At 67.8% G+C, this 26,050-nt stretch carries 20 protein-coding genes; 8 read left to right on the forward strand and 12 right to left on the reverse strand.

Features of this window, described 5'->3' with window-relative positions:
* Nucleotides 1–149 precede the first annotated feature (149 nt).
* From ACGFIF_RS29295 to ACGFIF_RS29305, 3 genes are all read left to right on the forward strand, one after another.
* Complete coding sequence (locus tag ACGFIF_RS29295) at nt 150–386, forward strand: hypothetical protein (protein ID WP_393158884.1); 237 nt, start codon at nt 150–152, stop codon at nt 384–386.
* A gap of 753 nt (nt 387–1,139) precedes the next feature.
* Nucleotides 1,140–3,449, forward strand: a complete 2,310-nt coding sequence (locus tag ACGFIF_RS29300) for a PQQ-dependent sugar dehydrogenase (protein ID WP_393158886.1) — start codon at nt 1,140–1,142, stop codon at nt 3,447–3,449.
* Between the two features lie 502 nt (nt 3,450–3,951).
* Nucleotides 3,952–4,128, forward strand: a complete 177-nt coding sequence (locus ACGFIF_RS29305; RefSeq protein WP_393158888.1) for a hypothetical protein — start codon at nt 3,952–3,954, stop codon at nt 4,126–4,128.
* Nucleotides 4,129–4,533: 405 nt separating this feature from the next.
* Here the strand turns inward: ACGFIF_RS29305 and ACGFIF_RS29310 are convergent, their stop codons facing one another.
* Both ACGFIF_RS29310 and leuS read right to left on the reverse strand, forming a co-directional pair.
* Complete coding sequence (locus ACGFIF_RS29310) at nt 4,534–6,132, reverse strand: DHA2 family efflux MFS transporter permease subunit (protein WP_393158889.1); 1,599 nt, start codon at nt 6,130–6,132, stop codon at nt 4,534–4,536.
* Between the two features lie 141 nt (nt 6,133–6,273).
* Entirely contained in the window at nt 6,274–9,204 is a 2,931-nt protein-coding gene (gene leuS / locus ACGFIF_RS29315) for a leucine--tRNA ligase (protein ID WP_393158891.1), read from the reverse strand.
* A 718-nt stretch (nt 9,205–9,922) separates the two neighbouring features.
* On the opposite strand from leuS, the gene ACGFIF_RS29320 reads away from it, so the two are divergent.
* On the forward strand, nt 9,923–10,441 hold the full coding sequence (locus ACGFIF_RS29320; RefSeq protein WP_393158893.1) for a hypothetical protein: 519 nt from the start codon (nt 9,923–9,925) through the stop codon (nt 10,439–10,441).
* A 222-nt stretch (nt 10,442–10,663) separates the two neighbouring features.
* Complete coding sequence (locus ACGFIF_RS29325) at nt 10,664–11,932, forward strand: wax ester/triacylglycerol synthase domain-containing protein (RefSeq protein WP_393158895.1); 1,269 nt, start codon at nt 10,664–10,666, stop codon at nt 11,930–11,932.
* Nucleotides 11,933–12,006: 74 nt separating this feature from the next.
* Here ACGFIF_RS29325 and ACGFIF_RS29330 read toward each other — a convergent pair whose 3' ends face one another.
* The 5 genes from ACGFIF_RS29330 to ACGFIF_RS29350 all read right to left on the reverse strand — a co-directional run bounded on the left by ACGFIF_RS29330 (nt 12,007) and on the right by ACGFIF_RS29350 (nt 19,825).
* The gene (locus ACGFIF_RS29330; RefSeq protein ID WP_393158897.1) at nt 12,007–14,748 is read right to left on the reverse strand and encodes an AAA family ATPase; all 2,742 of its coding nucleotides are present in this window, start codon (nt 14,746–14,748) and stop codon (nt 12,007–12,009) included.
* Between the two features lie 71 nt (nt 14,749–14,819).
* The gene (locus tag ACGFIF_RS29335) at nt 14,820–15,515 is read right to left on the reverse strand and encodes an alpha/beta fold hydrolase (RefSeq protein ID WP_393158898.1); all 696 of its coding nucleotides are present in this window, start codon (nt 15,513–15,515) and stop codon (nt 14,820–14,822) included.
* A gap of 704 nt (nt 15,516–16,219) precedes the next feature.
* Nucleotides 16,220–16,822, reverse strand: a complete 603-nt coding sequence (locus ACGFIF_RS29340) for a cryptochrome/photolyase family protein (RefSeq protein WP_393158899.1) — start codon at nt 16,820–16,822, stop codon at nt 16,220–16,222.
* A 92-nt stretch (nt 16,823–16,914) separates the two neighbouring features.
* Nucleotides 16,915–18,570 (reverse strand): cytochrome bc complex cytochrome b subunit, encoded by a 1,656-nt coding sequence (locus ACGFIF_RS29345; RefSeq protein WP_393158900.1) that lies wholly within the window; start codon nt 18,568–18,570, stop codon nt 16,915–16,917.
* A gap of 370 nt (nt 18,571–18,940) precedes the next feature.
* Entirely contained in the window at nt 18,941–19,825 is an 885-nt protein-coding gene (locus tag ACGFIF_RS29350; RefSeq protein WP_393158901.1) for a MerR family transcriptional regulator, read from the reverse strand.
* 149 nt (nt 19,826–19,974) lie between these two features.
* Here ACGFIF_RS29350 and ACGFIF_RS29355 point away from each other — a divergent pair, with 149 nt between their 5' ends.
* From ACGFIF_RS29355 to ACGFIF_RS29365, 3 genes are all read left to right on the forward strand, one after another.
* Nucleotides 19,975–20,169 (forward strand): FAD-binding protein, encoded by a 195-nt coding sequence (locus ACGFIF_RS29355; RefSeq protein ID WP_393158902.1) that lies wholly within the window; start codon nt 19,975–19,977, stop codon nt 20,167–20,169.
* The gene (locus ACGFIF_RS29360; RefSeq protein ID WP_393159017.1) at nt 20,082–20,507 is read left to right on the forward strand and encodes an FAD-dependent oxidoreductase; all 426 of its coding nucleotides are present in this window, start codon (nt 20,082–20,084) and stop codon (nt 20,505–20,507) included. The genes ACGFIF_RS29355 and ACGFIF_RS29360 overlap by 88 nt, the downstream gene beginning before the upstream one ends.
* A gap of 351 nt (nt 20,508–20,858) precedes the next feature.
* Nucleotides 20,859–21,068, forward strand: coding sequence for an FAD-dependent oxidoreductase (locus tag ACGFIF_RS29365; RefSeq protein ID WP_393158904.1), 210 nt, complete (start codon nt 20,859–20,861; stop codon nt 21,066–21,068).
* Here the strand turns inward: ACGFIF_RS29365 and ACGFIF_RS29370 are convergent.
* From ACGFIF_RS29370 to ACGFIF_RS29390, 5 genes are all read right to left on the reverse strand, one after another.
* Nucleotides 21,054–21,416 carry an anti-sigma factor gene (locus tag ACGFIF_RS29370; protein ID WP_393158906.1) on the reverse strand — a complete coding sequence of 121 codons (363 nt, stop codon included), beginning with the start codon at nt 21,414–21,416 and terminating at the stop codon, nt 21,054–21,056. The genes ACGFIF_RS29365 and ACGFIF_RS29370 overlap by 15 nt on opposite strands.
* A gap of 39 nt (nt 21,417–21,455) precedes the next feature.
* Entirely contained in the window at nt 21,456–22,121 is a 666-nt protein-coding gene (locus ACGFIF_RS29375; protein ID WP_393158907.1) for a fasciclin domain-containing protein, read from the reverse strand.
* A gap of 52 nt (nt 22,122–22,173) precedes the next feature.
* On the reverse strand, nt 22,174–24,243 hold the full coding sequence (locus ACGFIF_RS29380) for an MMPL family transporter (RefSeq protein WP_393158909.1): 2,070 nt from the start codon (nt 24,241–24,243) through the stop codon (nt 22,174–22,176).
* Between the two features lie 131 nt (nt 24,244–24,374).
* Nucleotides 24,375–25,040 carry a class F sortase gene (locus ACGFIF_RS29385; protein ID WP_393158911.1) on the reverse strand — a complete coding sequence of 222 codons (666 nt, stop codon included), beginning with the start codon at nt 25,038–25,040 and terminating at the stop codon, nt 24,375–24,377.
* On the reverse strand, nt 25,037–25,867 hold the full coding sequence (locus tag ACGFIF_RS29390) for a DUF4397 domain-containing protein (protein WP_393158912.1): 831 nt from the start codon (nt 25,865–25,867) through the stop codon (nt 25,037–25,039). The genes ACGFIF_RS29385 and ACGFIF_RS29390 overlap by 4 nt, the downstream gene beginning before the upstream one ends.
* Between the last annotated feature and the right edge of the window lie 183 nt (nt 25,868–26,050).

Genomic DNA, 26,050 nt, shown 5'->3' on the forward strand with positions numbered 1-26,050 from the left:
GGGCGGTGGTGGCGTAGCCGAGTTCGACGGACTCGCGGACGTAGGCGCTGGGGAGGGTGACGGTTTGGAGGTCGTCGTTCTGGACGGTGAGGGAGCCGTCGTCCCAGCGTGGATGACGGTCCAGCGGTTGCCGTTTGGACGAAGCCGCGGTGGCCGATGCGCAGACGGCGACTGTTGAGACGTGTGGCGATGTGGTCGCCGACGCCGACGTGGTTGCCGTCGATGATCACGAGTCGGCATCAGTTGCGATCAGGTTGGCGCAGAGGGTCGCGACGGCGGTAGCCGAGAAACGGTCCGCGGAGGACGAGCTGAGCGTGGTGAAGGTACCGGAGCGTGTGTCAGCCGCAGACATCCGGAAGATGGTCCACGAGCTCGGCGACATGTAATCCCGGATGAGTTCGGTCGATCGATCCTGTGGAGGGGATCGAGGCAGTGCCAGGCAGTAGCTGAGCGGAGGGGAGATCAATGATGGAGCTCGAGTTCGAACTCGGCGAACGGACCTACCGGATCAGAGCCAGTGATCCCACCGCGCAGGCCCCGTGCGGAGACGCTGGCAGCGCTTGCAGTGCCAGCGTTCGACGAGCCGGCCCGGCTGGTCGGGATCGTGGACCAGCCACACAGTCTCCAGGCCTTCGCGGTGCAACTGGAGCTCGTGCGCATCGGCGGGCCGGTTCCCACACGTTGGGCAGGCCGGTGACTTCGGTGCCATCGGCATCGGCAACGGCTGAGAAATGAGACACTCACTGATCGGTGTGTCGCCGGCCGGCAGGACCACCGAGGGAGTGCCGAGATAACGATCGTTTGCACGACGACTAGTGCGGGCCGGAACTCTCGACCGCCTGGCCGGCCGCCTCGGCGAACCCGACCACGACCCCCACGGCGACCCCATCCCCCGCTCGGCACGATCGACGTCGTCCACGACGGCGCGTCCGTCGCTCTGGACCTGACGACCGCTTACGCGATCCGCGTCGTACAGACGGATTCCTGACACGAGCCGTTAGCTCACCGCCAGCGTGTGAGCACGCAGCGAATACGGTTGCCCGAAGCTCTTACCCAGCAGGTGTTGAGCGCGCAGAATGCGAAGCACAGGGCGTGCGGTGGGGTCCGCGAGCCGGGGGTAACAAGGGGTGGGGGCATCCATGGTGCGTCTGGGATTTGCGACGCGTAGGCGCGGGCTGGTCAGCGCGGTCGCGGCGATGTTGCTGGGCGCCGCGTTGCTCACGCAGGTCGGGCCCGGTCCGGCAGAGGCTTCGACGTTGCCGACCGGATTCCGCGACAGCGTCGTACTGAGCGGGTTGACCAACCCGACGGTGCTGCAGTTCGCACCCGACGGGCGGATCTTCGTCGGCCAGAAGAACGGCGTGATCAAGGTCTTCCAGAGCCTGACGGACACGAACCCGGTGACGGTGGCCGACCTCAGGACACAGGTTAACGACTACTGGGACCGCGGCCTCCTCGGCTTCGCGATCCCGCCCAACTTCCCGGCAAACCCCTTTGTTTACGTGCTTTACGCGTACGAAGCGCCAATCGGCGGTACGGCGCCGACCTGGAACGACGCCTGTCCGACACCACCCGGCCCGACCACCGACGGATGCCTGGTGTCGGCGCGCCTGTCGCGACTCCAGATCAGCGGAAACGTCATGACGGGCAGCGAACAGGTCCTCATCAACGACTGGTGCCAGCAGTACCCGAGCCACTCCGTCGGCACGCTCCTGTTCGGACGCGACGGCTACCTGTACGCCAGCGCCGGCGACGGTGCCAGCTTCAACAACGTCGACTACGGGCAGTACGGCGCGACGTACGCCGGCGATCAGGCCAACCCGTGTGGCGATCCGCCAGGTGCGGTTGGTACTGCGCTGAGCCCGCCCGGAGCGCAAGGTGGAGCGCTGCGGAGTCAGAGCGTACGGCGTCCCACCGGGCCGGCGACGCTCGACGGTGCGATCCTGCGCCTCGACCCGGCGACCGGTGCCGGCGTACCCGGAAACCCGTTCTTCTCGTCGACCGACCCGAACGCGCGGCGCATCGTGTCCTACGGAGTACGCAATCCGTTCCGGATGACTCAACGCCCGGGCACTGACGAACTGTGGGTCGGCGATGTCGGCTGGAGCGCTTGGGAAGAGATCAACCGGGTGGTGTCACCGACCACGGCCACCAACTTCGGCTGGCCGTGCTACGAAGGCTCAGGTGCTCAGAGCGGGTACCAGGGTGCCGGCCTCACCTCATGCCAATCGCTCTACTCGACGCCTGGCTCGGTCGTTGCGCCGTACTACGCCTATAACCACAACGCCTGCGTGGTGAACTACACCGGCTGCCGCACCGGTGGTTCGTCGATCACGGGCATCGCGTTCTACCAAAGCGGGTCGTATCCGGCGCAGTACAACGGCGCACTCTTCTTCGCCGACCACTCGCGCAACGAGATCTGGGCGATGCTGCCTGGTACGAACGGACTGCCTGATCCGGCCAGACTGCAGTCGTTCGTGGGTGTCGACGCGGCCGGCGGCGCGGCCGGGCATCCGGTCGACCTGAAGATCGGCCCCGGTGGCGACCTGTTCTACGTCGACATGGAGAACGGTTCGGTCCACCGGATCACCTTCACCGCCGCCAACCAGGCGCCGAATGCTGCCTTCACCGCAAACCCGGCCAGTGGCGCGGTCCCACTGACGGTCAACTTCGACGGCACCAGCTCATCCGACCCGGAAGGCCGCCCGCTCACGTACTCGTGGGATCTCAACGGCGACGGGACCTTCGGGGACGCGACCGGTACGACGACGTCGTACACGTATTCGTCTTCGGGTGTCTATCATCCAGCGCTTCGGGTGACGGATGACCAAGGCGCGAGCGACACCACGTCGGTGACCGTCACGGCTGGCAATACCGCGCCGACCGTTGTGATCGATTCACCCGCGGCGTCGCTCACCTGGAAGGTCGGCGACACGATCCCGTTCACCGGCCACGCAACCGACGTACAGGACGGAACGCTTCCGGCGTCTTCGTTGAGCTGGGCCGTGAGCATGAATCACTGCATCACACCGACCGACTGCCACGCGCATCCCCTGCAGACGATGAACGGCGTCGCCAGTGGTTCGTTCGCCGCGCCCGACCATGCATACCCGTGCTGGATCGAACTGACGTTGACCGCAAGGGACTCATCCGGTCTGACGTCGACAACCAGTCTGCGGTTGAACCCGCGAACCGTCGTACTCACCTTCAAGACCACGCCTGGCGGCCTCAACCTCACCAACATGGTCGTCAACGAGGCGCCCCGCTCGACCCCGTTCTCCGTCACGGTCGTCGTCGGCTCCGCCAACTCCGTCAGCGCCCCCTCCCCGCAACCGTTCAACAAGTCCACCTATTTGTTCACCTCGTGGTCCGACGGCGGCCCGCAAAGTCACACGATCACTGCCCCCGCCGTCAACACCACCTACACCGCCACCTACCGAAAACGCTGATTCGCGTGGGGGGCTTGTCGCGGCGTACACAAGGAGTTGGTCGCCGGAATCGATCAGGATTCGAGCTCGGGTTGTGGCATTGTCACCAAGGTGGAGGAGGTGATGCCGAGTGAGTGATCCGTCGGCCGGCCGTACCGGGTACAGCTGTCGCGCAGGCCTGGCGTCGACGAACTTCTCCACGACGGGAATGTGCACCGACGGAGGCGTCCCGGTGTGACGGCTTCGCAGTACGCCGTCATGCCAGTAGAGCTCGATCGATGTGTCGGTCGTTTGCGAGCAGAGCATGACGACGGTCCGCTCGGCCCAGTTGCGTGCGTCGTCGAAGCTGAGGACGGACGTCGGGTGGTCGGTCAGTTGCTTGACCCAGGCGGCGGTCGGGTGCTTCTGCTCGCCGTGTTGGTGATAGGTGACCAGGAACGCGAACAGGTCGTTGCCGACGCCCCAGTAAACGGGCTCGATGCTCGTGACCGGGTCGGGCCAGACTCCGGAGATAGTGACGCGCGTGGACCTCGAACCCGCGCGGGCGACTGAGCCGGACTGCCGGGTCTGGGCGATCGCCGCGAGTATGTCGGTCCTGCCCGCGTTCTCCACCGCACCGAGCCCGCTGTACGGCCTGTACGACAAGACCACTTGTCGTCGATCACCATCACCGTCGTGTACGCGGCCGGGATCGTGGTGAGCCTCCTCCAGGACCGGATCTGTCGTTGGAAGCAGGCCGCGGAGGTTGATCCGCCTCACGTGATCAGTACGCGGCCGCGAGCTCCCGTGATCGCGCTCGGAGCCTCTCGCTCATCCCGGTCACGTGCGCCGCGGGGGCGGTTGGTGCGGCGGTAGCCGCAGGCGTCGGCGGTAGCCGGCAAGGATACGTACCGGGCGGCAGCCCGGGGGGTGGGTGGGAGCACGCGTAGCAGGCGCGCTGAGGAGCGCAGCGACGAGGGAAGCGACTGCGAGAGCGCGCGTGGGGTCGCTCCACGCAGTTGGTGTCCGAGGAGGAACACGCACTTGACCACACGCGTTCTGGTCAACGCTTGAGCGTCGCGGACTGACCGCGTCACCGCTGCGGGGTTCGATCCGGTCGCCGCGGTCAGTCGACCACCGCGGGCGGCGCGCCCTCGTCGACGGGGCGTGCCTTCTCGCGTTTGCGGGGGAGCATGAGGGCCGGCACCAAGGTGAGGGCTACCAGCAACCAGGCGACCCAGAAGGTGTGTGCGAACGCCTCGGCGGCGTCGACCAGCCCGCTCGCGATCGCGGCGGGGTCGATATGGAGCGGGGCGAGGCTCTCGGGCTGAGTGTTGGACAGGATGGCCGCTTGGGTCTCGCGGAGGCCTTCGCCCAGCCCGGGGACGTTTTGCGTACCAGGAATGATCGGCGAGTCGTTGAGCTGATTGGTGAGGATGACCGACATCGTCGCGACGCCGCAGGACGAGGCGATCTGCTGGGTGATGTTGAGCAGGGTGGAGCCGCGCGCGACCTGAGGGCGGGAGAGCGTCTTCAGCGCCGAGGTGAACAGCGGCATCATCGTGGCGCCCATCCCGAAGCCCATCACGATCAGCATGCCGATGATCAGGGGGTACGGCGTCGTCGCCGTGAGCTGGGTCAGGCCGAACATGCCAATGACGATCAGGATGAGCCCGACGGGCACGATCCGGCCCACCGGCACCTTGTCCACGAGTCTCCCGGCGATCGGCATGGTCACCATGGCGCCGAGTCCCTGCGGCGCCACCAGGAGACCTGCCTGCAGCGTGGACTCGCCGCGGATCTGCTGGAAGTAGGTGGGCACCAGGAGCAGCCCACCGAAGAACGCCGCGGCGAACAGGAACATCGTGACGATCGAAACGGTGAGGTTGCGGTTGCGGAACAGCCGGAGGTCGAGCAGGGGGTGCTCCGGCCGGAAGGAGTGCCAGACGAACGCCGCCATCAGCAGCACCCCGGCCAGCATCGAGACCCACACCCGTGGGGCAGTGAAATCACCGTTCTCGGCGGGGAGCGAGGACACGCCGAAGAGGAACAACGCGAGCCCGGGGGACATCAGTGCCACGCCGACGATGTCCAACGACTCCGACCGCTCTGGGGTGTCTTTGGCCAGCACGAACCAGGCGTAGACCAGGGCGATCGCGCCAAGCGGTACGTTGATGAGGAAGATCCAGTGCCAGCTCGCCACCTCGATCAGCCAGCCGCCCAGGATCGGTCCCAGGATCGGGCCCAGCAGCATCGGCACCCCGAGGATGGCCATCAGCCGTCCCATCCGGTGTGGCCCCGCGGCCCGGGTCATGATGGTCATGCCCAGCGGCATCAGCATGCCGCCACCCAGTCCCTGCAGGACGCGGAAGCCGATGAGCATGTTGATGGTCGACGCGGTGGCACACAGGGCGGATCCGGCGGTGAAGAGGAAGATCGCGGTCATGTAGAGCCGCTTGGTGCCGAACCGATCAGCCGCCCATCCGGTCAGCGGAATGACGGTCGCGAGCGCGAGGGTGTACGCAGTGACCGTCCAGGCGACGTGGGAGTAGGTGACCGGGTTGTCGGGCGTGCCGAACTCGAGCTGGAAGGTCGGCAAGGCGACGTTGACCACGGTGATGTCGAGGATCGACATGATCGCGCCCAGCACGACGACACCGGCGATCTTCAGTACGGCGGCATCGATGTGGTCAGGGTGTTCGGAGTGGGTCGCTGGCTGGCTCATTTTCCTCCCTCTGAGCACGAATCACATCCCCCGAGACTACGCGCGAATCCTGCGCGGGCACGAGCGCATCCTCCATCAGCCGGTTTGTCGAGCCGGGCCGGCCTTCGGCTTGCCACACCAGCCATCTCGGGTCGGCCGTGGTCATCCGGTGACGATGTTGACGAGCCGCCCGGGCACCACGATCACCCGCTGGACCTGGACGCCTGCCAGCACGCGGACCACCAGAGCGTCGGCCAGGACCAACGCCTCGGTGCCCGCCTTGTCGGCATCGGCGGGCACCACGGTCGTCGCCCGCACCCTGCCGTTCACCTGCACCGCGATCTCGACCATCTCGGTCGCGAGCAGCGTCGGGTCGGCGACCGGGAAGGTCTCCCACGCCAGCGACTCTGCATGCCCCAGCCGCGACCAGAGCTCCTCGGCGACGTGCGGTGCCAGAGGGGCCAGCATCAGCAGCAGTGGCTCGACGACCTCCCGGGGTGCTCCTCCGGTCGCGCCCCAGCGCGCGGTCAGGTGGTTGTTCAGCTCGGTGATGCGGGCGATCGCGGTGTTGAAGCGCAGCGTCTCCATGCCCTCGCGCACCGCCGCGATGGTCCGGTGGAGCTGCCGCCGCGTCTCATCGTCGGCCGCGTCCGAAGAGACCCGTGGCGAACCGGTCTCCTCGTCGACGACGTTGCGCCAGACCCGCTGCAGTAGCCGGTAGACACCGATGACCGCCTTGTTGTCCCACGGCCGGGACTGCTCCAGCGGACCGGTGAACATCTCGTACAGTCGCAGCGTGTCCGCGCCGTACTCGGCGTACATCTCATCCGGGGCGACGGAGTTCTTCAGGCTCTTGCCCATCTTGCCGAACTCGCGGGTGACCGGCCGGCCCTCGTAGCTATAGCCGCCGTCGACCTCGGTGACTTGCGCCGCCGGCACGTAGAAGCCGCGCTCGTCGGTGTACGCGGCGGCCTGGATGTAGCCCTGGTTGAACAGCCGGGCGAACGGCTCGGACGCCGACACGTGCCCCAAGTCGTACAGGACCTTCTGCCAGAAGCGTGCGTACAGCAGGTGCAGCACGGCGTGCTCGACGCCGCCGACGTACAGATCGGCGCCGCCGGTCGGATTGTCGGCGTTCGGCCCCATCCAGTACCGCTCGACCTCGGGGTCGACGAAGCGGTCGTGGTTGGCCGGGTCCAGGTAGCGGATCTCGTACCAGCAGGAACCGGCCCACTGCGGCATCGTGTTGGTCTCGCGGTGGTACTTCTTCGGCCCGTCGCCCAGGTCCAGCTCGACCTCGACCCAGTCCGCCAGCCGGGACAGCGGCGGCTCCGGCTCTGAGTCGGCCGCGTCCGGGCCGTCGTTCGTACGCGGCGAGAAGTCCGTCATCTCAGGCAGCTCGACCGGCAGCATCGACTCTGGTAGCGGTACCGGCAGCCCGTGCTCGTCGTACACGATCGGGAACGGCTCGCCCCAGTACCGCTGTCGGCTGAACAGCCAGTCCCGCAGCTTGTACGTGATCGCTGCCTCGCCGCGGCCCTGCGCCTGCAGCCAGGCAGTAATCCGGGCCTTCGCCTCCTCCTTACCCAGTCCATTCAGCGAGATGTCAGCGTTCGCGGAGGCGACCAGGACGCCGTCACCGGCGTACGCCTGCGGCCACTCGGCCGGCGGGATGTGCGGGCCGATCCGGTGCCGCACGTCCCACTCGGCCGGCGGCTCGATCACCTTGACGACGCGCAGGTGGAACTTCTGCGCGAACTCCAGGTCGCGCTGGTCGTGCGCGGGCACCGCCATGATGGCGCCGCTGCCGTACCCCATCAGTACGTAGTCGGCGACGAAGATCGGCACCTGCTCCCCGCTGACCGGGTTCAGCGCGGTTGACCCGGTGAAGACACCGGTCTTGTCCCGGCCCTCGGTCTGCCGCTCCAGGTCTGAGCGCTGCGAGGCTGCGTTGCGGTACTCCGCGACGGCCTCAGCCGGGGTCGGGGCGCCAGCGGTCCACTCCGGACGTACGTCGTCCGGCCACCGGTCGGCCGTGACCTTATCCACTAGCGGGTGCTCAGGGGCCAGAACCAAGTAGGTGGCGCCGAACAGTGTGTCCGGCCGGGTGGTGAAGACCTCGACGTCGCCACCGGGCGAGCCGAAGCGGACCCGCGCGCCGCTGGACCGGCCGATCCAGTTGCGCTGCATCTGGGCCACGGACTCCGGCCAGTCGACGGAGTCCAGGTCGTCGATCAGCCGGTCCGCGAATGCGGTGATCCGCAGCATCCACTGAGTCAGCGGCCGCCGGTAGACCTGGAAGTTTCCGCGCTCGCTACGGCCGTCGGGAGTGACCTCCTCGTTGGCCAGCACGGTGCCCAGGCCGGGGCACCAGTTGACGACCGCATCCGACCGGTACGCCAGCCGGTGTGCGTCCACCACCTGCCGGCGCTCGACCGTGGACAGCTCCGGCCACGGCCGGCCGAACGGGTTGGTGCCCTGGGCAGGCTCCCGGATCCGGGCGTCCAAGTCGGTCCAGAGCTCGGCGACCGGCCGGGCCTTTCTCGCGGCCGGGTCGTACCAGGCGTCGAAGATCTGCAGGAAGATCCATTGGGTCCAGCGGTAGAAGTCGACGTCCGTGGTGGCGACACTGCGGCGCAGGTCGTGGCCCAGGCCGAGCCGGCGCAGTTGCCGCCGGTAGGTCTGGATGTTGGCCTCGGTGGTGGCTCGGGGGTGCTGCCCGGTCTCTATCGCGTACTGCTCGGCGGGCAGGCCGAAAGCGTCGAAGCCCATCGTGTGCAGCACGTTGGCCCCGGACATCCGCAGGTAACGGGCGTAGGCGTCGGTACCGATGTAGCCCAGCGGGTGGCCGACGTGCAGCCCCTCGCCGCTCGGGTACGGGAACATGTCCAGCACGTAGCGGCGCGGCCGGCCGGCGACCTCGTCGAAGCCATCGGACAGCGGGCCGGTCGGGTTGGAGGCATGGAAGGTGCCCTCCCGCTCCCACCGCTCCTGCCAGGCGGTCTCGATCCGCCTGGCCAGCGCCGCGGTGTAGCGGTACGAAGGGATACCGGCCGCCGGTGTCTCTGTGGTCCCGTCGACTGCTTCGCTCATCGTCGTCGCTCCTTGGTCAGGTCCGGATACGAAAGAAGCCCCCGTAGTCCACGAGGGCTCGCCGCACTGACTGAAATCTGTCAGCGCGGCCCGGTAAGGAGGAGGCGGATGCTCACGCATCGATGGTAACGCGGACAACCGCGTACGAACCGCCTCGGCAACGGCCACCCGACCTTGAGTGGGTCGAGGGTGAGCAGGTCAGTACGCATGCCTCTGGAGGTGCAGTGCTCGGCATCGGTCCGCAGTTCCTACTGCTCGCGCTGCTGATCGCGTCGATGGTCGGCGTACTTGGCACCGACCCAGCCGCGATCGAGGCCGGGCTGTTGTGAGCCCGCTACCGTTGCTCGAGGCAACCGGCTTCGTGATGAGCAGTACCGCGACGGCCTCGCGTGTCCCGGAAAGGTCTGACTCGACCGTCGAGACATCGAGGTGGACCGACCGATCGCGGGCCCATCGAATGACAACCCGGAGCTGGAGTTCGTCCACCCGGTACGTCGGCCGTCGGGGATGCCAGTCCTTGTCCCGGGTAGGCGGGTCGATCTCGGGGAGTGCCTCACATCCCTAGGTACGTCCATGATCACTCTTCGCTGGCGCAAAATCACGTCCGGTGGCGGCCGGGCCCCTCTGTTGCTGAGCGGCGCGCGAGAAGCGGGGATGCGATCGGCCGGCGATCATCCAACGGGCCGCGCTCAGACAATCCGTGGCGCACACTGGCCATATGCGGTACGTCGAGCTGCGTCGGCACACCGACAACGACGGCGATCGCCTCACACCCCGCGGAGTAGCGGATGCTGAGGCCATCAGCGGTCGCCTGCATCCGCCGTACGCGGCGTTCGTGTCCACCGGTGCGGCGCGCTGCACCCAGATGCTGGAGATCCTGCGCAGCTCGGCCGATCAGGACGAAATGCCGATCACGGAGGCGCCCGGGTTGCGATCCTCGGTGGAGGATCGGTGGCGGGCGGCGGCCAAGGCAGCGGGGAAGGGTGCGGATGTCGAGGCCATGCGGGCGATCGACCCGGATCTCGTCGAGCGGGAGTCGTGGCTCCTGGGGTGGGTGTTGCGACAGGTAGTGGACGGACTGCCGGAGGGCGGACGGGCCCTCGTCGTGGGGCACAGCCCGACCAACGAGGCCGCCGTACTCGGACTCGCCGGCCAGGTGATCCCGTCGCTGGGCAAAGGGGAAGGCGTGTTGCTGATCGAGGATGGCGGCGACTACCGAGTCGAGCCACTGACCTGAGCCGACGCCGATCGCGTCCGACTTCGCGTTCTCCAGCAACGGTGCGGCGGCCTTGCTGTACCAGCGCAGCGCAGCGAAGTCCGTGAGATCCGCTCCTGGCGTCTTGGATGCCGTGGGAGGGTGGTAGCCATCGAGTGACTTTGACCCGCCGTGTGGGCTGACCGTCGGGTGGCTCCGTCATTCTGGAGTCGGACGCTCGCGGCCGGTGTGCGAGGAGGATCGATGAGGAACGTCGTACGGTCGGCGGACGCGTTCTTCCTGCATGTCGAGACCGCGGGAGCGCCGCAGCATGTCGGCGGTCTGGTGGTGTTCGAGCCGACGGGCGACGGGCAGCCGTCGGTGGATCAGGTGTGTGAGGTGGTACGGAACGAACTCGTGAGACTGCCGCGGTTCCGCCAGCGACTTGCGCGATCGTCGTACTGGCGACGTCCCCGTTGGGTCGAGGCCGACGACATTGACTGGTCGTCGCACGTCATAGAACGCCGTACGTCGGACGGCCTGCCCGAGCTGTGGGGCCTTGTTGCCGCCGCCGCCGAGACGCCGATGGCCCGTGACCGCCCGATGTGGCGGATCATGCTGGTCCCCGAGAGCGGGGAGGGTTCGGCTCAGCCGCTACCCGACCGCGCCGGTCGGGCCGCCATGGTCCTGCTCGTGCACCATGCGATTGCCGACGGCAACGGAATCGTGAGTCAGGCACTGAACCTGCTCCGCCCTAGGATCGAGCTTCCGCGACCGTCCGGCGCGGCGCCGGGCCGCGTTCGGTTGGCCGCGGCAACGATCACCGGTCTTGCGCGGTTGGCTACCGATGGCGGATCGGGACGACCGGCTCTTGCGTCGTCGCCGAGGCGTGCGTTCGCCACTGCCGATCTCGACCTCGGCACGGTACGGCTCATAGCAACTGCCCGCCACGTCCGTGTCACTGACGTGGTGCTCGCCCTCGTCGGTGAGGCCGTGGCCGGCACCTACCGTGACGTCACCGTCCGGATCGGCGGCCGGTTGCGGGTCGCGGTTCCGCTGACGGTACGCCGGGCCGGGATCGTCGCTGAGACCAATGCGACTGCTGGGGTGATGGTCGACGTACCGGTGGACGGCCGGCCGATCGAGGACCTGATCGCGGAGGTCGGTCGCCGTACCGCTCGGGTCCGTACGCTGAGCCGGGCGGCGGCGTCGCGGTTCGTGCTGGCGACGGGTCTGCGAGCGCTGCCGGAGCCGGCGGCCGCGTGGTTCGCGAGAACTGTCTACGGGAGGCGCTTCTTCCACGCGATCGTGTCGAACATGCAGGGCTCGCGGCAGCCGTTGTCGATGGCCGGGGTTGGCATTGCCCGGGTGTATCCAATCCTCCCGCTGGCTCCTGGAGCACCGCTGGCGGTAGGTGCGCTGAGCTGGGCAGGCACGCTCGGAATCGGCATCACCACTGATCCGGCATCCTTGGATGCCGCCGTCCTCGCCGCCCGGATCGAGTCGACCTTCAGCCTGCTGACCTCGTCGTAGGCCGACGCGGTGAGTCACAGGCAAGTCGCCACCGTTGGCGTACCACTACAGCCAACTCGGGATCGGCGGAGCATCTAGTCGAGTGGGTGGGGCAGGCGGTCGAGGGCGTCGCGGAGGGCGGCTCGGGTGGTGATGCCGAGTTTGGGGAAGATCTGGTAGAGGTGGGTGGAGACGGTGCGCGGGGAGAGGACCAGGCGCTCCGCGATCTGCTTGTTGGTGAGGCCGGCGGCCGCCAGCTCCGCGATCTGGCGTTGCTGAGTGGTCAGCGTGGCGTCGACGGGGGAGTCGTGCGGGATGCCGGTGGCGCGGAGTTCGTTCTCGGTGCGGGTGGTCCACGGGCGCGCGTTCAGGCGCTGGAAGGTTGCCGAGGCGGCAGCGAGGTGATGCCGGGCTCGGCTGGTGTTCTTGGTACGGCGTAGATGTGCGCCGTAGGTCAACTGGATTCGGGCGAGATCGAAGGGCCAGCGGTCGTTGGTGGGGGAGGCGATGGCCGCTTCCAGACGATCGTCGTCGACGTCGGTCTCGGTGATGGCTGCCGTGGTGAGGACGACGAGACGGAGGCGATCCGATTGCGACTCGAGTCCGATCGTCTGGGCGGCTTTGACGTGGGCGACTGCCTCGGCGTGGCGACCGGTGAGCATCGCCGCCTCGACGAGATCGAGGAAGACCCAAAGCGCGTGCGGGCAGTACGGCGCGATGACGCCGGCCGGACTGATCAGTGAGGCCTGGGTGAACGCGGCCTCGAAGTCGCTCCGGCCAAGGGCGTCCAGCGTCTGGATGTGGGCGGCGTACAGCTGTGGTGTGCGTGCCCGCCGCGGCCCGGCCCAGACGTTCATCTGCTGGGCGATCGTGCCCGGTGTGAGGGGGTCGCCGCGGGCTGCGGCGAGGAGGCCGGTGATGAGCAGTCCGGGCCAACTGAGCAGCCTGTAGCCGTGCTTGTCGCAGAGTTGGAGTCCTTCGTGGACAAGTTGCTGCGCTTGGTCCCATTGGCCGGTGTGGAACGAGTCCTGGCCAAGGAGGAACAGGGCTTCGATCGCCGAGGTGATTGCGCCGCCTTCGCGGCCGTGTTGGACGGCGCGGTAGAGAGCGTCGCGGCAGTCGGCGAGGCGGTCCAGGTACGCCGCAGCGATGCCGGTCCGGATGATGCGAGCAGGACTGACCTGTTCAGTCAGTCCCGCGATCGATGCATCGAGTTGCGCGAGTGCCCGCTGGGATGCCCGTGCGGGGTCGCTGAAGGTCTTGCTGAGAATGCCGAGTAGCTCGGGGACGCGTGGCTTGAGCCGGGCGATCGCGGCTTCGTACGGCGGCCACAGCGTCGGCCGCCCGCCGAAGAAGCAGATCATCAGCAAGGTGTAGAGGGCCTCGATCAGGACCTTGTTGTGTGCATCGCCGGGGTCGTCGAGATCGTTGATCGCGTCGACCAGGAGCCGGTGTGCGGTGTCGATGTCGCCGTCACTGTGCAGCAGTTGATAGGCGCCGGCGACCGCCAGGGACAGTGGTCCACCCGCTCCTTGGTGGGACTGGCGAGCCGCGTCCAGGAGTCGCGGTGCGTCGCGAAGATCGCCCGTGACGATCGAGCCGAGGTATGCGGCTTCGGCGAGGCGTCCGCTGCGGGCACCGCCGGTTGGGCTAAGTTCGGCAGCACGCAGTAGTTGCGTGACGGCGCCGACAGAGTCGCCGCGCCGGAGGTTGGCGTGTGCGACACCTTGCAGAAGCGCCGCAACCTCCTCGTCGGGTTCCGTCGTGGCTTCGGCGAGGTGCCAGATTCGTCGTTCAGGTTGGTCTGCGAGATGTTGCGCCAGTACGCCGTGTGCCGCGCGGCGCTGACTGCTCGTGGAGAGGTCGACGACCGCCGACCGCATCAGCGGGTGCCGGAAGACGAGGCGTTCTGCGCTGTTGTCGACCCGGATCACGCTCGCCCGCTCGGCGGGCGCAAGTCCGTCTCCATCGGCGACCCGCCGGATCAGGCGGAGATCGCCCGTACCGTCGAGTGCGGCCAGCAACAGAACCCTGTACGTCGAGTCCGGCAGTCCCTTGATCCGGGAGGTGAAGGCTGCCTGCAGCCGCCGTCCGAGTGGCAGCACCGCCGGTACCGAACCTGCAACGCCCGCGAGGTGGTCGCCCAGGGCGACCGGCAACTCCAGCAGCGCCAGCGGGTTGCCTTGTGCGTCGGCGAGCAACCTGCGGCGCACCCGTGGAGCCAGGGCGGGGTAGCGGGCCAAGAGAAGCTCGGCGGCCGCATCGTCGGGAAGCGGCTGAATCTGCTCGACGGCGAGGTCACTGTGATCGAAGAAGCTCGCCTCACCCGTACGCGCGGCACCGAGAAGTGCCGAGCCCTTGCCCACGAGTCGGCGCGCCACCATACCGAGCACAAGGCCGCTCGCGCGGTCGAGCCACGGTACGTCGTCGACGACCAGCAACACCGGCCGCTCTGCGGTGAGTTGCACCAGGAGGGCAAGCACGGCCCCGGCAACCATGAGTGGAGCCGGCGGTGGGCCGTCTGCGAGTCCCAGCGCAACGTTCAACGTTCCGGCATGGCGTGGGCTCAGACTGTCGATCTCGGCCAGACATGTTTGCAGGAGCTGATGCAGCGACGCGTAGGTGATATCGGCTTCGAACTGTGCGCCGGCCGCCCGCAGAACCCGTACGTCGTCCGCCAGAGCCTGACCGACCGCCGCTTCGGCAAGCGCGCTCTTGCCCACGCCGGCATCACCTGACAGCAGCAGCGCACCGCCGTGCTGGCCAATGCCGGCGACGAATCTGCTCAGCTGGTCGAGCTCAGCCGTTCGGCCGACAAGTTCACCCCACGCCTCCACCCAACCCCCTCACAAGCAGTACGGCGGCCCCGAGTCCGAGCATAGGCTCGCAGGACCGCCGCACGTACCAGCTACCTGGACACTCCTTCGGCGGCCTGGACGATGATGGCGGCCACCGCGGCCGGCTGCGAAACGTAGACCGAGTGGCTGCCGGCGACCTCTGTGACGGTCGAGCCGGCGCGCTCAGACATCGCGCGCTGCGCCGGCGGCGGGATCATCCGGTCGTCGGTCGCGACCAGGTACCACGACGGCTTCACCCGCCACGCCGGCTCCGACACCGTTCCGCCGAGGGCGTCGACACCCCACGGAGTCTGCGAGTCGGCCATGAACGCCGCCTGCTGCGGCGGCAGGTCACCGGCGAACGACGCCGCGAACTGCTCCCGATCGAGGAACAGGAACCCGTTCTTCGGCGGCAAGATCGGCGGCACCGGCGCACCCGGTGGCGGGTCGGCGATCAGCGTGTTGACCGACTCACCCTTGTCCGGCGCGAAGGCCGCGATGTAGACGACCGCCGCGACGTTCGGGTGGTTGCCGGCTTCGGTCACCACCACTCCGCCGTACGAGTGCCCGACCAGGATCGCCGGTTCCTCGAGCTCGTCGAGGACCGCCTCGGTCGCGGCCACGTCATCGGCCAGCGAGATGGTCGGGTTCTGTACGACGGCCACCCGGTAACCGTCCTGGGTCAGTTGGTCGTAAACGCCCTGCCACCCCGACCCGTCCACGAAGCCACCGTGCACCAGCACGACATTCTTCACCGCTGCAGTCATCCTGCGCCTCCTTCACCCGCGACCGCGGGCCTCGTTCCGATATCGCCTCGAACCTAGGCCGCGCAACCCCCACCCGGCTTGCGTCAGATGACGTATCTCCCCATGCCGCTGACCCGGTGCCGAGCGGCTCGGAGTCAATCGCAGGCTCAACGCCAGGACGTTCCGGACGACGCCGGCGCCACTGGTGTACTCGCTGACCGGCAACCTGAACGCGGCGGGCTGGGGACTTGCCCAGCTGGCCGAGCAGATGGGCGACGGCCTGCGCAGGTCGCTGGACGAGTAGGACGTGTACGACAACAACCGCGACCCGGGCGAGAGCGTCGACCAGGCGCAGGCCCATCTGCAGCACGCAGCTCATCTGGCGCGCACTGGGCCAGGCGTTCGAGCAGGCACAGGCCGCGATCAACCAGCAGGGCTACAACGACCGGCGGGAGCAGCAGCGATGAGCGAGGTCATCGACCGCGCGGCGTACCGGAACCTGTGGGCCGACGCTGACCGAGCCCCGGTGTCCGAGCACCCGCACCGCGACCAGCGGTGCGAGCGGGTGCGCATCGCGAGCGCTGAGAGCTGGACAGCGGAGAAACGGCTGTCCGAAGCCGAGATCCGGGCCAAGGGTGGAGGTGCTGACCCGATGACACAGCTGCCGACCTGGACCGAGATCGCCAGCAACGCGCGCGACTCGCTCAACCAGGCCAGGAACGGGCTCAGTGAGGACTTCGGGCTAGTACCGCGGGGGCAAGAAGCGGGCCCAGGGCCGATGGTTCGATCAGTGGCCCTCTGCCGAGCCCGCTCCGGGACATCCGCCCTCGGCTCTCGGAGGCGCGGACCCGGTCGACCAGTTCGGCGGCGCGGTGCCGCATGGCCGACATCACCAGATGTGCCTGCTGCCGGTGAAAGTGGCGCCGCGCGAAGACCCGTCGAGACTCGACCATGAGCACGTGGTCGTCGGTGTCGTCGACGAAATGCGGTCGCAACTGGTCTCCGAACAGCCAGCGGGTCGTCCGTGGGCGTCCGTCGTCGCCGATCCCGAGGGGCGTCGGATGGGATTCGACGACGCTCCCCGCTCCTTCGCCGGACAGGATCCGCATGACCACCGTTCGACGAGGTGACCGCCTCGTGACCTGATCAGTCGAGCGGCTTGTCCGTCGGCTCCTCGCGACCAGGGCTGTCGAGTCGCACCCAGCAGAGAACTCCGTCATCGTGGCCCGGGGACGAGCGCCAGCCCGTGCGATGGCCCTCGCCGCCGACGGCCAGTGAGTCGGTCGTAGCCGGAAACGGGTGAATGCACTCGACCTCACCGATTGCATTACGGATTTGACGATCACGAACCTTCGTCCAGTACCTCCGTCCGATACCACTTGGCGGATTCAGTCAGCGGCGAATGTCTCGGGTCGATCGATCACCGGCTCCGGGAGGACGCCGGCTCGTCGATCAGCTCGTCGGTGCCGGCACGGTCGAGTTCCAGTGGCGTCTCGTGCCGTCGCGCCTGCTCGATCTCGTCCGCGGTCGGCTTCTGTACGGCGTCGGCGAAGTAGAACCGCGAGAGAGCGGCCCGAAGCCGGTCCCGGCGGCGACGGGGCCGGGCCACGCCGTTCTCGTCGGTGTCCGGCGGAACCTCGACCGGAACCACGCGCTCCCGGGCTGTGAGCTCGTAGGCCTCGTAGATCGAGATCGGCGCGTGCCTCTCGGAGTACCCACCGGCGGGAGAGCGGACGATGACGCCGGTCTCCAGACCGTGCAGGAGCCGCTCCTTGTCGGCCCGCTGCAGCGAGATCGCGATCCGCCGAGTCACCCAGAACGCCAGCACCGGACCGAGGATCACCAGGAAGCGGCAGATCCAGGTGATGGTGTTGATCGAGGTGTGGAAGTGGGTGGCGATCAGGTCGTTGCCGCTGTTCAGCCAGAGCACGCCGTAGAAGGTGATCATCGCGGCGCCGATGCCGGTGCGGGTCGGAACGTTGCGCGGCCGGTCCAGCAGATGGTGCTCCCGCTTGTCGCCGGTGATCCGGGCCTCGATGAACGGATACAAGGCAACGAACCCGATGAACAGCGGAGGCACCAGCAAGGCCGGCAGGAGGATGTTCCAGCTGATCGTCACGGTGCCGATCTCGGACTCGATTCCGGGCATCAGCCGGACCGCACCGTCGAGCCAGCCCATGTACCAGTCCGGCTGCGATCCGGCCGTCACCTCCGCCGGGTTGTACGGGCCGTACAGCCAGACCGGGTTGATCTGCATCACGGCGCCCATCAGGGCGGTGATGCCGAACATGACGAAGAAGAAGCCGCCGGCTTTGGTCATGTACACCGGCATCAGCGGGTAGCCGACGACGTTGTTGTTGGTCCGGCCGGGGCCCGGGTACTGCGTGTGCTTGTGGTACACGACGAGGAACAGGTGCACCGTGATCAGCGCGAGCAGGATGCCCGGGATCAGGAGTACGTGGACCGTGTAGAAGCGGGAGACGAAGTCGTCGCCGGGGAACTCGCCGCCGAAGATGAAGAAGCTCAGATACGTACCGACCACGGGTGCCGCGAGCACGAGACCTTGAGTGATCCGCAGGCCGGTGCCGGAGAGCAGGTCGTCCGGCAGCCCGTAGCCGATGAAGCCCTCGACCACACCGAGGAACAACATGACGATGCCGATCACCCAGTTCAGCTCACGCGGCTTGCGGAAGGCGCCGGTGAAGAAGACGCGGAGCAGGTGGATGCTCATCGCGGCGGTGAACAAGATCGCTGCCCAGTGGTGGATCTGCCGCATCAGCAGGCCGCCGCGGACGTCGAAGGAGATGGCGAGCGTCGATTCGTAGGCCTCCGACATCGTGAGTCCCTTGAGCAGGCTGTACGAGCCCTGGTACTCGACCTCGGCCATCGACGGCTTGAACCAGAAGGTCAGGACGATGCCGGTGAGGATCAGGATGATGAAGCTGTACAGCGCGATCTCGCCGAGCATGAAGGACCAGTGGTCCGGGAAGACCTTGCGCAGGTTCTTGCGGCCGATCTTGCCGATCCCGAGGCGGTCGTCCGCCCACGCCACCGGCCTGGGGAGTTCGGCTGCCACGTGCTCACCTCCGGAGATGGTCCGGTCCGCAAACTTATGCACAATTGATGCACGGCAGGCTCGCCGTGTAAAGTCGGCCGTGTCATGAGGCCCGGTCGGCGATCGTTTCAGGCGGCAACGGTTCGGCGACAGACCGCGCGCTGCGCTGCGCTGCGGGTTGCGGTGCGCAGTGGAGTGCGCGCTACCTGATCACGACCGGGTTGGTGTTCGCGGCGGTGTGGACCTATCAGATAGCTCAGACCCCATGACGACCGGTCTCAGCTGGAGCCGGCCCGAGGCCTGGTACTACGCGACAGCGGGTGGCTCCCTGCTGCTCGCCGGGATCGTTGCTTACCTGCTGGGCGTGGACGAGGAACCGGAGACGATTGATTCACCCGCTGCGTCGCACGGACCGGTGGGACTTCGTCAGCCTGTCGACGGCTGAGGTCAGATCGTCGAGGGGCTCGGCCGAGGCCGGCCAGCCGGGACCGGCGAGCAGGACGGGACAGCCGGCGGCCTCGATGCGGTTGCGCAGGCGCAGCTGGCCCGGGCGGCGGACGAGAGCCCAGAGGGCGACCACGCGCGGCTTGGACCGGGCAACTGACTGCGTCACCGCTTGGTCGGTGCTGCCCGGACCCAGCAGGATGACCGGCCTGCCTTGCTCGAGCAGTACCGCTCTCAGCATCGTCAACGGCAGTGTGTGGCGCTCCTCAGGGCACTGGACGAGGAGCACCGGGCGTCCGGGACCTGGCCTCAGCACGCGGCGGTCGAGATAGCGTTCGACCGCTGCCTGGACGGCGTCGGCCAGCAGAAGCTCGATGTCCGTGCAGTCGCCGACCTGGCCGAAACGCTCATCGAGGATTCGGAAGGCCGGCGAGACCAGCTCCGTCCACGTCGCGGCAGCACCGTGCGTCATCAGGTGATCGTCGAGCACACCCGCCAGTTCGGCGACGGCGACCGACTCCGCCAGCTCGACGATCCGCCGGTCCTGGTCGTCGGCGGTGGCCGGCGTACTGACCTGGAGGCTCAGTTGCGCCGCGTCGCCCGCGGCGATTCCTGTGGCGATCAGGCGCTGCATCCTGCGCAGCCGGTCGACGTCCCACGGCGTGTACCTGCGATGGAGTCCGGACGTCCTGGCGGAGGGTCCGACACCGTAGCGAGCGTCCCAGGTGCGCAGCGTCACCGCGGGGACGCCCAGCAGCTCTGCCACCTTCCCCACGGGCAGGACGGTCGCCACCCGCTCGACCTCGTCGACCGGCGCATCCGATGCACGCATGGACCAACGATGACACGAACGCATGATCCGCAGCACCACCAGTCGTGGCGAATCGCGTCCGCACGCCTTCCCCCGGTTCACCTTCGCTCGTCGAACTACTCTGCAGTGACCCGATGGGCGCGGCCGGACAGGCGGAACCGGAGGTAATGATGGACGATGCCGATGTGGTCGTGGTCGGGGCAGGACTGGCCGGGTTGGCCGCGGCGAACAGACTCACCGATGCCGGCCCCCTCGTTCTTGTCCTGGAAGCGATCGGATCGGGGGCAGGGTCCGGACCGACGTGCTGGACGGGTTTCGCCTGGACCGCGGGTTCCAGGTGCTGCTGCCGGCCTATCCCGAGCTGAGCCGCGCGGTCGATCTCGACAGCCTTGACCTGCGTTACTTCTCCCGAGGAGTGGTAGCTCAGGGCAAGGAATCTCGCTGGGATCTCGAGTTGTCGTGGCGCAGACCCGAGGCGGTGACGCGGTTGGCCAGGTTCGCCGTCAGTCGCCCGTCCGATGCGGCTGCCGTCGCCGTGTTCTCGCTTCGCGACGCCCTCCTTCCGCCCGGTGGGGTTCGTACCGCGCCCGACCGTGAGACGCGACGCGAGTTCGACCGCTGGCGACTCTCGGACCAGACAGTCGACGAGATCCTCCGGCCGTTCGTAGCCGGCGTCGTACGACGAGCCGGGTCGTCCGGGTGAACGCGCGACAGTCTGGTTGGACGGCGAGGCCGCACCGATCGCTGCCCGCGCCGTACTCGTCGCAACCGACGGGTCCACGGCGGCCGACCTGATCGCAGGGGTGAAGCCTCTGCTGTGGTCGCAGGTGTGCACGTGGTACTTCGCGGCGCCCGAACCGCCGATTCGCCGTCCTGTGCTGCTGCTCGACGGCTCGACCGGCTCGTTGCTGAGAACGGCGGTGATGAGCGAGGTCTCTCCGTCTTACGCGCCACCCGGCCGAGCTCTCGTCGCCGCATCCGTCCCAGGAGATCCGGCGCCCGCCGACCAGGTGCGGACATCGCTGGCGGATCTCTACCGCACGTCTACCACAGGATGGAACTGCTCGCGGAGTACCGGATCACCAAGGCGTTGCCGCGGATGACGCCCGTGCATCCGCTGACGAGATCGGTGCGGACCGAGCGCGGTGTCTACGTCTGCGGCGATCACCGCGACACCAGCTCGATCCAGGGCGCGCTGGTCTCCGGGCGCCGTGCGGCGGCGGCGACCGCGGAGGAGCTGGGCGTCTCGTCAGCCCGAGACTGACGTGCCGCGCTCAATTCGGCAGGGTGCCGCGAAGGACGCTGTCGTGCGAGTGCTCGGGTTGCCGTCGCGGGGCTCGAGGGAGACGTCGACGATCTGGTAGTCCTGGCTGGTGAGCTCGGCGGGGACCTGGAAGGTGCCACCGGTGCAGGGATCGAGGACGCCGAGAGAGACCATCCGCTTGCCGTCGGCGTTGATCAGCCAGACCTCGTAGAAACCGCGCCTGAAACCTCCGCCCGCGGGCCTCCGGCTGTCGGCGCAAGTACCCACGCCGGAGCTCGGGGGAATTCGGACGACCACTGCGGGGTCAACCCCTTTCGTCGCGTAGGACGAGGAGTACGTCGCGGTCACCCGGCCCGGAAGCTGCGTGACCGCGACGACGGCGGGTGTTCAGATGTCGAGTGGGCGCAGTACCAGCCAGATCCCGTGCGCGATCTGCCGGTTGCCCTTGTTGATGTCCAGGGCCCACCGGTTGACCAGCGGGTCGGCGTCGTCGCGGTCGGCGTCAACGAGTTTGATCAGACGCCGGCGCTTGCTGAGCACATCGACGGTGATGGTCGCGCCGGACAGGGCGGTCGTGAGCTTGACACCGTCGGATCGCAGCGCGGTCTTGCTGTCGATCGTGACGCCAGGAACCACGTGGTAGAGCAGGACTGACTCGATGGTGTCGACGCCGAGCAACCCGGCCAGACCGCTGAACAGTTCTGCTTCGGTGCGGTACTTCGTGCCGGTCAGATCCTTCGCGAGCAGCTGGAACGCGCGGTCGCTGGGCAGGAAGGCCGTGAGCCGGACCGTTCCGTCGGCCAGGACCTTGACCGGACTGTTCGGCTTCGCAGCGAGAACGGCTCCGACCGCCTGCGTGAGGACGTCGTAGTCGTACCAGTTGTGATCGAAGGTGTCGCCGTCGGCCGCGAGAACGCTGGCCAGGCTCTTCGTACCCACCGGGCGGGTGGCGCCGGCCGGCGCTGCGGAAGCGATGACACTTGTCGCGAGCATTCCCACCGCGACCGCTCCAGCGGTCAGGTAGCGGGTCAGGCGTCGTGTGGTGTTTCGCATCGGACAACCTTTCGGACGAGGAGCGGCGGCCTCGTCGCCGCCGCTGTAGCAGTTACTTCTCGATGACTACCGCGGCTGGATGCGTTGATTTTCGAGGGATCTCGGGCGAATTCAGGTGCGGAGCCGCGGGCCACCAGAACCGATCACCCAGGAGGAAGGCCAACGCCGGTACGACAACTGTCCGCACGAGGAGAGTGTCGAGGAGTACTCCGACGCAGACGATGACTCCGACCTGGGTCAAGGTGATCAGCGGCAGGACCCCGAGTACGGCGAAAACCGCGGCGAGCAACAATCCCGCGCTGGTGATGACCCCACCCGTGACCCGGAGCGCGGTCTGCATGCCCGCACGAGTGCCGGACTCGAAGGCCTCCTCGCGAGCACGGGTGCTGAGAAAGATGTTGTAGTCCACCCCGAGCGCGACCAGGAACAGGAACGACAGCAGGATGACCGAGCCGTCGAGCGCCGGAGAGCCGAGAACGTGGTCGAACAACAACCAGCTTGCTCCGAGGCTGGCGAAGAACGAGGCGACCACAGTTGCCAGGAGCAGGAGCGGAGCCAGAATCGATCTGAGGACCGCAACGAGTACGAGGCCGACGAGGAGCAGGATCAACGGCATGATCAGGAGCCGGTCACGTTGATCCGCCTGCTGGACGTCCACGCTCTCGGCGGGTCCGCCGCCGACCAGGACTCGTTCGTCGACCTGGTCGAGTCGGTCGCGGAGCTCGCGCACAGTGGCCGACGACTCCTCGCTGCCCGGCTGGGCCGTCAGGATCACGTCGTACTGGGCGAGCCGGCTGTCGCGACTTCCCGGCCGTACGTCGGCAACGCCGGGGACATCGGTCACCGCGGTCGCGGTGTCGTCCGCCTTCTTCGCGGGCCCGATGACCACCACCGGCTCGGTGGCCCCGGCGGGGAACGCCTGCGCCAGAACCTTGGCACCACGGACCGCCTCGGGCTCCACCCGGAACTGCTCGTTCTGTGCCAGGCCGGTCCGCACGCCGAACGTCCCCAGGGCGAGCCCTGCCAGGAGCAGAGTCGACAACAGCAGGACGGCGCCGGGCCGGCGAGCCACCCCGCGGCCGAGCCGTCCCCACAGCTTGCCTTCGGTCGCGGGATCTCCCGTGCGCGGGATGAAGGGCCAGAACACGCGGCGGCCGAAGAGGACAAGCGCCGACGGCAGGATGACCAGCCCCGACACCATCGCGAACGAGATTCCGATGATGCAGGCTATTCCGATGCCCTGCAATGTCTCGGTGCTCGCCAGCACGAGTAGCGCGAGCGCGCCGATCACCGTACCGCCGCTGGCCAGGATCGGCTCGGACACGCGACGTGCAGCGATTCTCATCGCCTCGAGCGGCTTCTCGGAGGTCCGAAGCTGCTCGCGATACCTGGCGATCAGCAGGAGCGCGTAGTCGGTCGCGGCACCGAAGACCAGCACGCTCACGATCCCGGCGACCGGCCCACCGCCGGGGATTCCGAGCCTGGACAGAACCTGCTCCGACACGCCTCGTGTGACCTGCTCGGTCAAGCCCACAACCGTCAGCGGTATCAGCACCAGACCAGGGCTTCGGTAGGTCAGGAGAAGCAGTACGGCGACGACGCCGGCCGTCACGAGGATCAGGCGAGCGTCGGCACCATCGAACACCCGAGTCAGGTCCGTGGTGAAGGCAGCAGGTCCGGTGACATCCACCGACAGGCCGTCCGGCAGCCCGGTCAGCTCAGCGCGGATGTCGTCGACCTTCTGGGCGATGACTTCGTCATCGGCCGCCGGAAGCGTCAAGACCGCGAGCGCTACCCGGCCGTCCGGCGACAGCTGCAGCGGACCGCGAGAGCCGAGGCTGCCGGCTTTCTCCTGCGCCGACGTACGGTCGGTCGAACTGAGGACTGCCTGATCTGACCGACTGAAGACGAGGAGCGCCGACGTGGCGTCCGCTTCCGGAAGTTGTGCACGGAGTTGCTCGACCTCGGCGGACTCCGCGGAGGTGGCGAGCCCTGTACCGGAGCGCGGCGGTGCCTGATCCGCAGTAGGTACCAGCAACGCTGCGGTCGCGAAGACGATCCCCGCGACGACGACGAGGAAGGCGGCCAGACGAGACCTCAGATACCAAGGCGATTCGGACACCGTGAAGCTCCAGCGCAGAGTGAGAAGGGTTCGGTCATCGAGCATTCGGCGAATCTCGGCAGTAGACGTAGGAACGGTTCGGGTGAGGCGGTGCCGGGAGCCTGGGCCGGCATCAATCGAGCAATCGGCTATCAGACCGGGACGGCCGTCACGATCAGGTTGTCTCGGTAGCCTCCGTTGTCCCGGTCGTACGGCCCACCGCAGGTCACGATCTTCAGGACCCGAGGCCCTTCCCGGGCGAACAGCCGGTCGACTGACAACTTCTTCTTGGCGATGTCCTCGACGTCCTGCACCCGATACCGGGCCGCCGAACCATCGTTCAAGCGCACGGTGATCAGGTCGCCCTCGTCGATGCGGCGAAGTCGTACCAGCGGGCCGACGCCGTACTGCCTGCTGTCCAGATGACCGCCAAGTACGACGGTGCCCTGATCGTCTGCCGGTCCCGGACCGAAGCGGTACCACCCGATGACGGCCGGATCAGGCGGCAACTCCATCTGACCGTCGGAGGCCACGCCTACCGGCCGCACCGAGATGTCCAGCGAAGCGGTCTCGATGGTCAGGCGCGACGGTGCCGGCGACGATGGCTCAGCGGTCGGCAGGGTGGCTGACCGAGTACGAACACCCTTGCCGGGAGCAGGAGCAGGAGCAGGTGTTGTCGAGGCTGTACTGCTCGAAGGTGAACTGGTCGGCACGGCCTGCGGAACTGCGGTGGTCGGGTCCGACTCACTGCAGCCCGACAGCAGAACGAAGGCCAGTGCGGCCACCACGAGGGTGACCGCACGACCATGGATCGTCACGACCGGGAACGCGCCCGGACCGCCGCCGTACCGGCCCCGACGAGGGCCAGGCCGGCAAGGCCGAGCCCGCCCGCGAGCCACAGCGGGGTGCCGGTCGACGCTGCCTGGCCGCCGGTGCCGCCCGGAACGCCGGACGGGCTGCCGTGCAGGCCGGAGATCGTCTGTACGGCGAGCTTGAGGTTCTTGTCGCTCGCGCTGCCCCAGGCGTAGACGATCGTGTTGGTGCCTTCCTTGAGGTTCACGTCGGCCGGACCGATCGCGACGGTCGAGGTACCGGCGAGCACCACGTCGGCCTTCACCGTGCCGGCAGGCAGGTCGGCCTTGGCCTCTTTCGGGTTCACCAGGTTCTCGAACACCGGCTCGCCGCCGGCTCGCACGTCGACCGCGGGTGCGGCCGCGTCATGGCGCACGGTGATCCGGGCCTTGCCGGCGTCGAGCTTCGACGTGTCGTTCACGTACGGCGTCAGCGTGGGCTTCCCCGCGGCGTTCAGATGTGCGACGACGGTGATGTTCGCCCCGCCGGGAACGTTGACGTCGTTGGCCTGGATGACCGCGGCGCCGTTGGCCCCCGCTCCGGCAGCGGTCACCTTGAGGTCGTAGCTGCCCTCTGGCAGGCTGACCGGGTCGGTGAGTGTGCCGGGCTTGAAGTTGGTCAGCAGCGCCTTGCCGTTGGCATAGACGTCAACGGTCGCGCCTGGTACTCCGTGCAGTACTGAAACGCGAGCATCGGCTGTCGGCTTGGCCTGCGCGGACGTCACCGCGGCGGCCGGTACCCCGGCGGCGAGCAGACCGGTCGCCGCCAGGGCGACGAATCGACGGACAGACATACAAGTTCCTCCTCGGGAATCGAGCTTCCTTGCCCTGTTCTTCCGCCGCGGATCCGGATTTGGATGCAGAACTTCTGCAAAACTTTCGCAAAGGCCTGCTCGATCAGGAGGCCGTGGGGAGCGGCCAGCCGGTGCCGTCGTAAGAAGGGTCGAGGCTGTCTGCGATGCCAGGCGAGTTCGTAC

The sequence above is a fragment of the Kribbella sp. NPDC049174 genome, assembly GCF_043197365.1.
Classification (GTDB): Bacteria; Actinomycetota; Actinomycetes; order Propionibacteriales; family Kribbellaceae; genus Kribbella.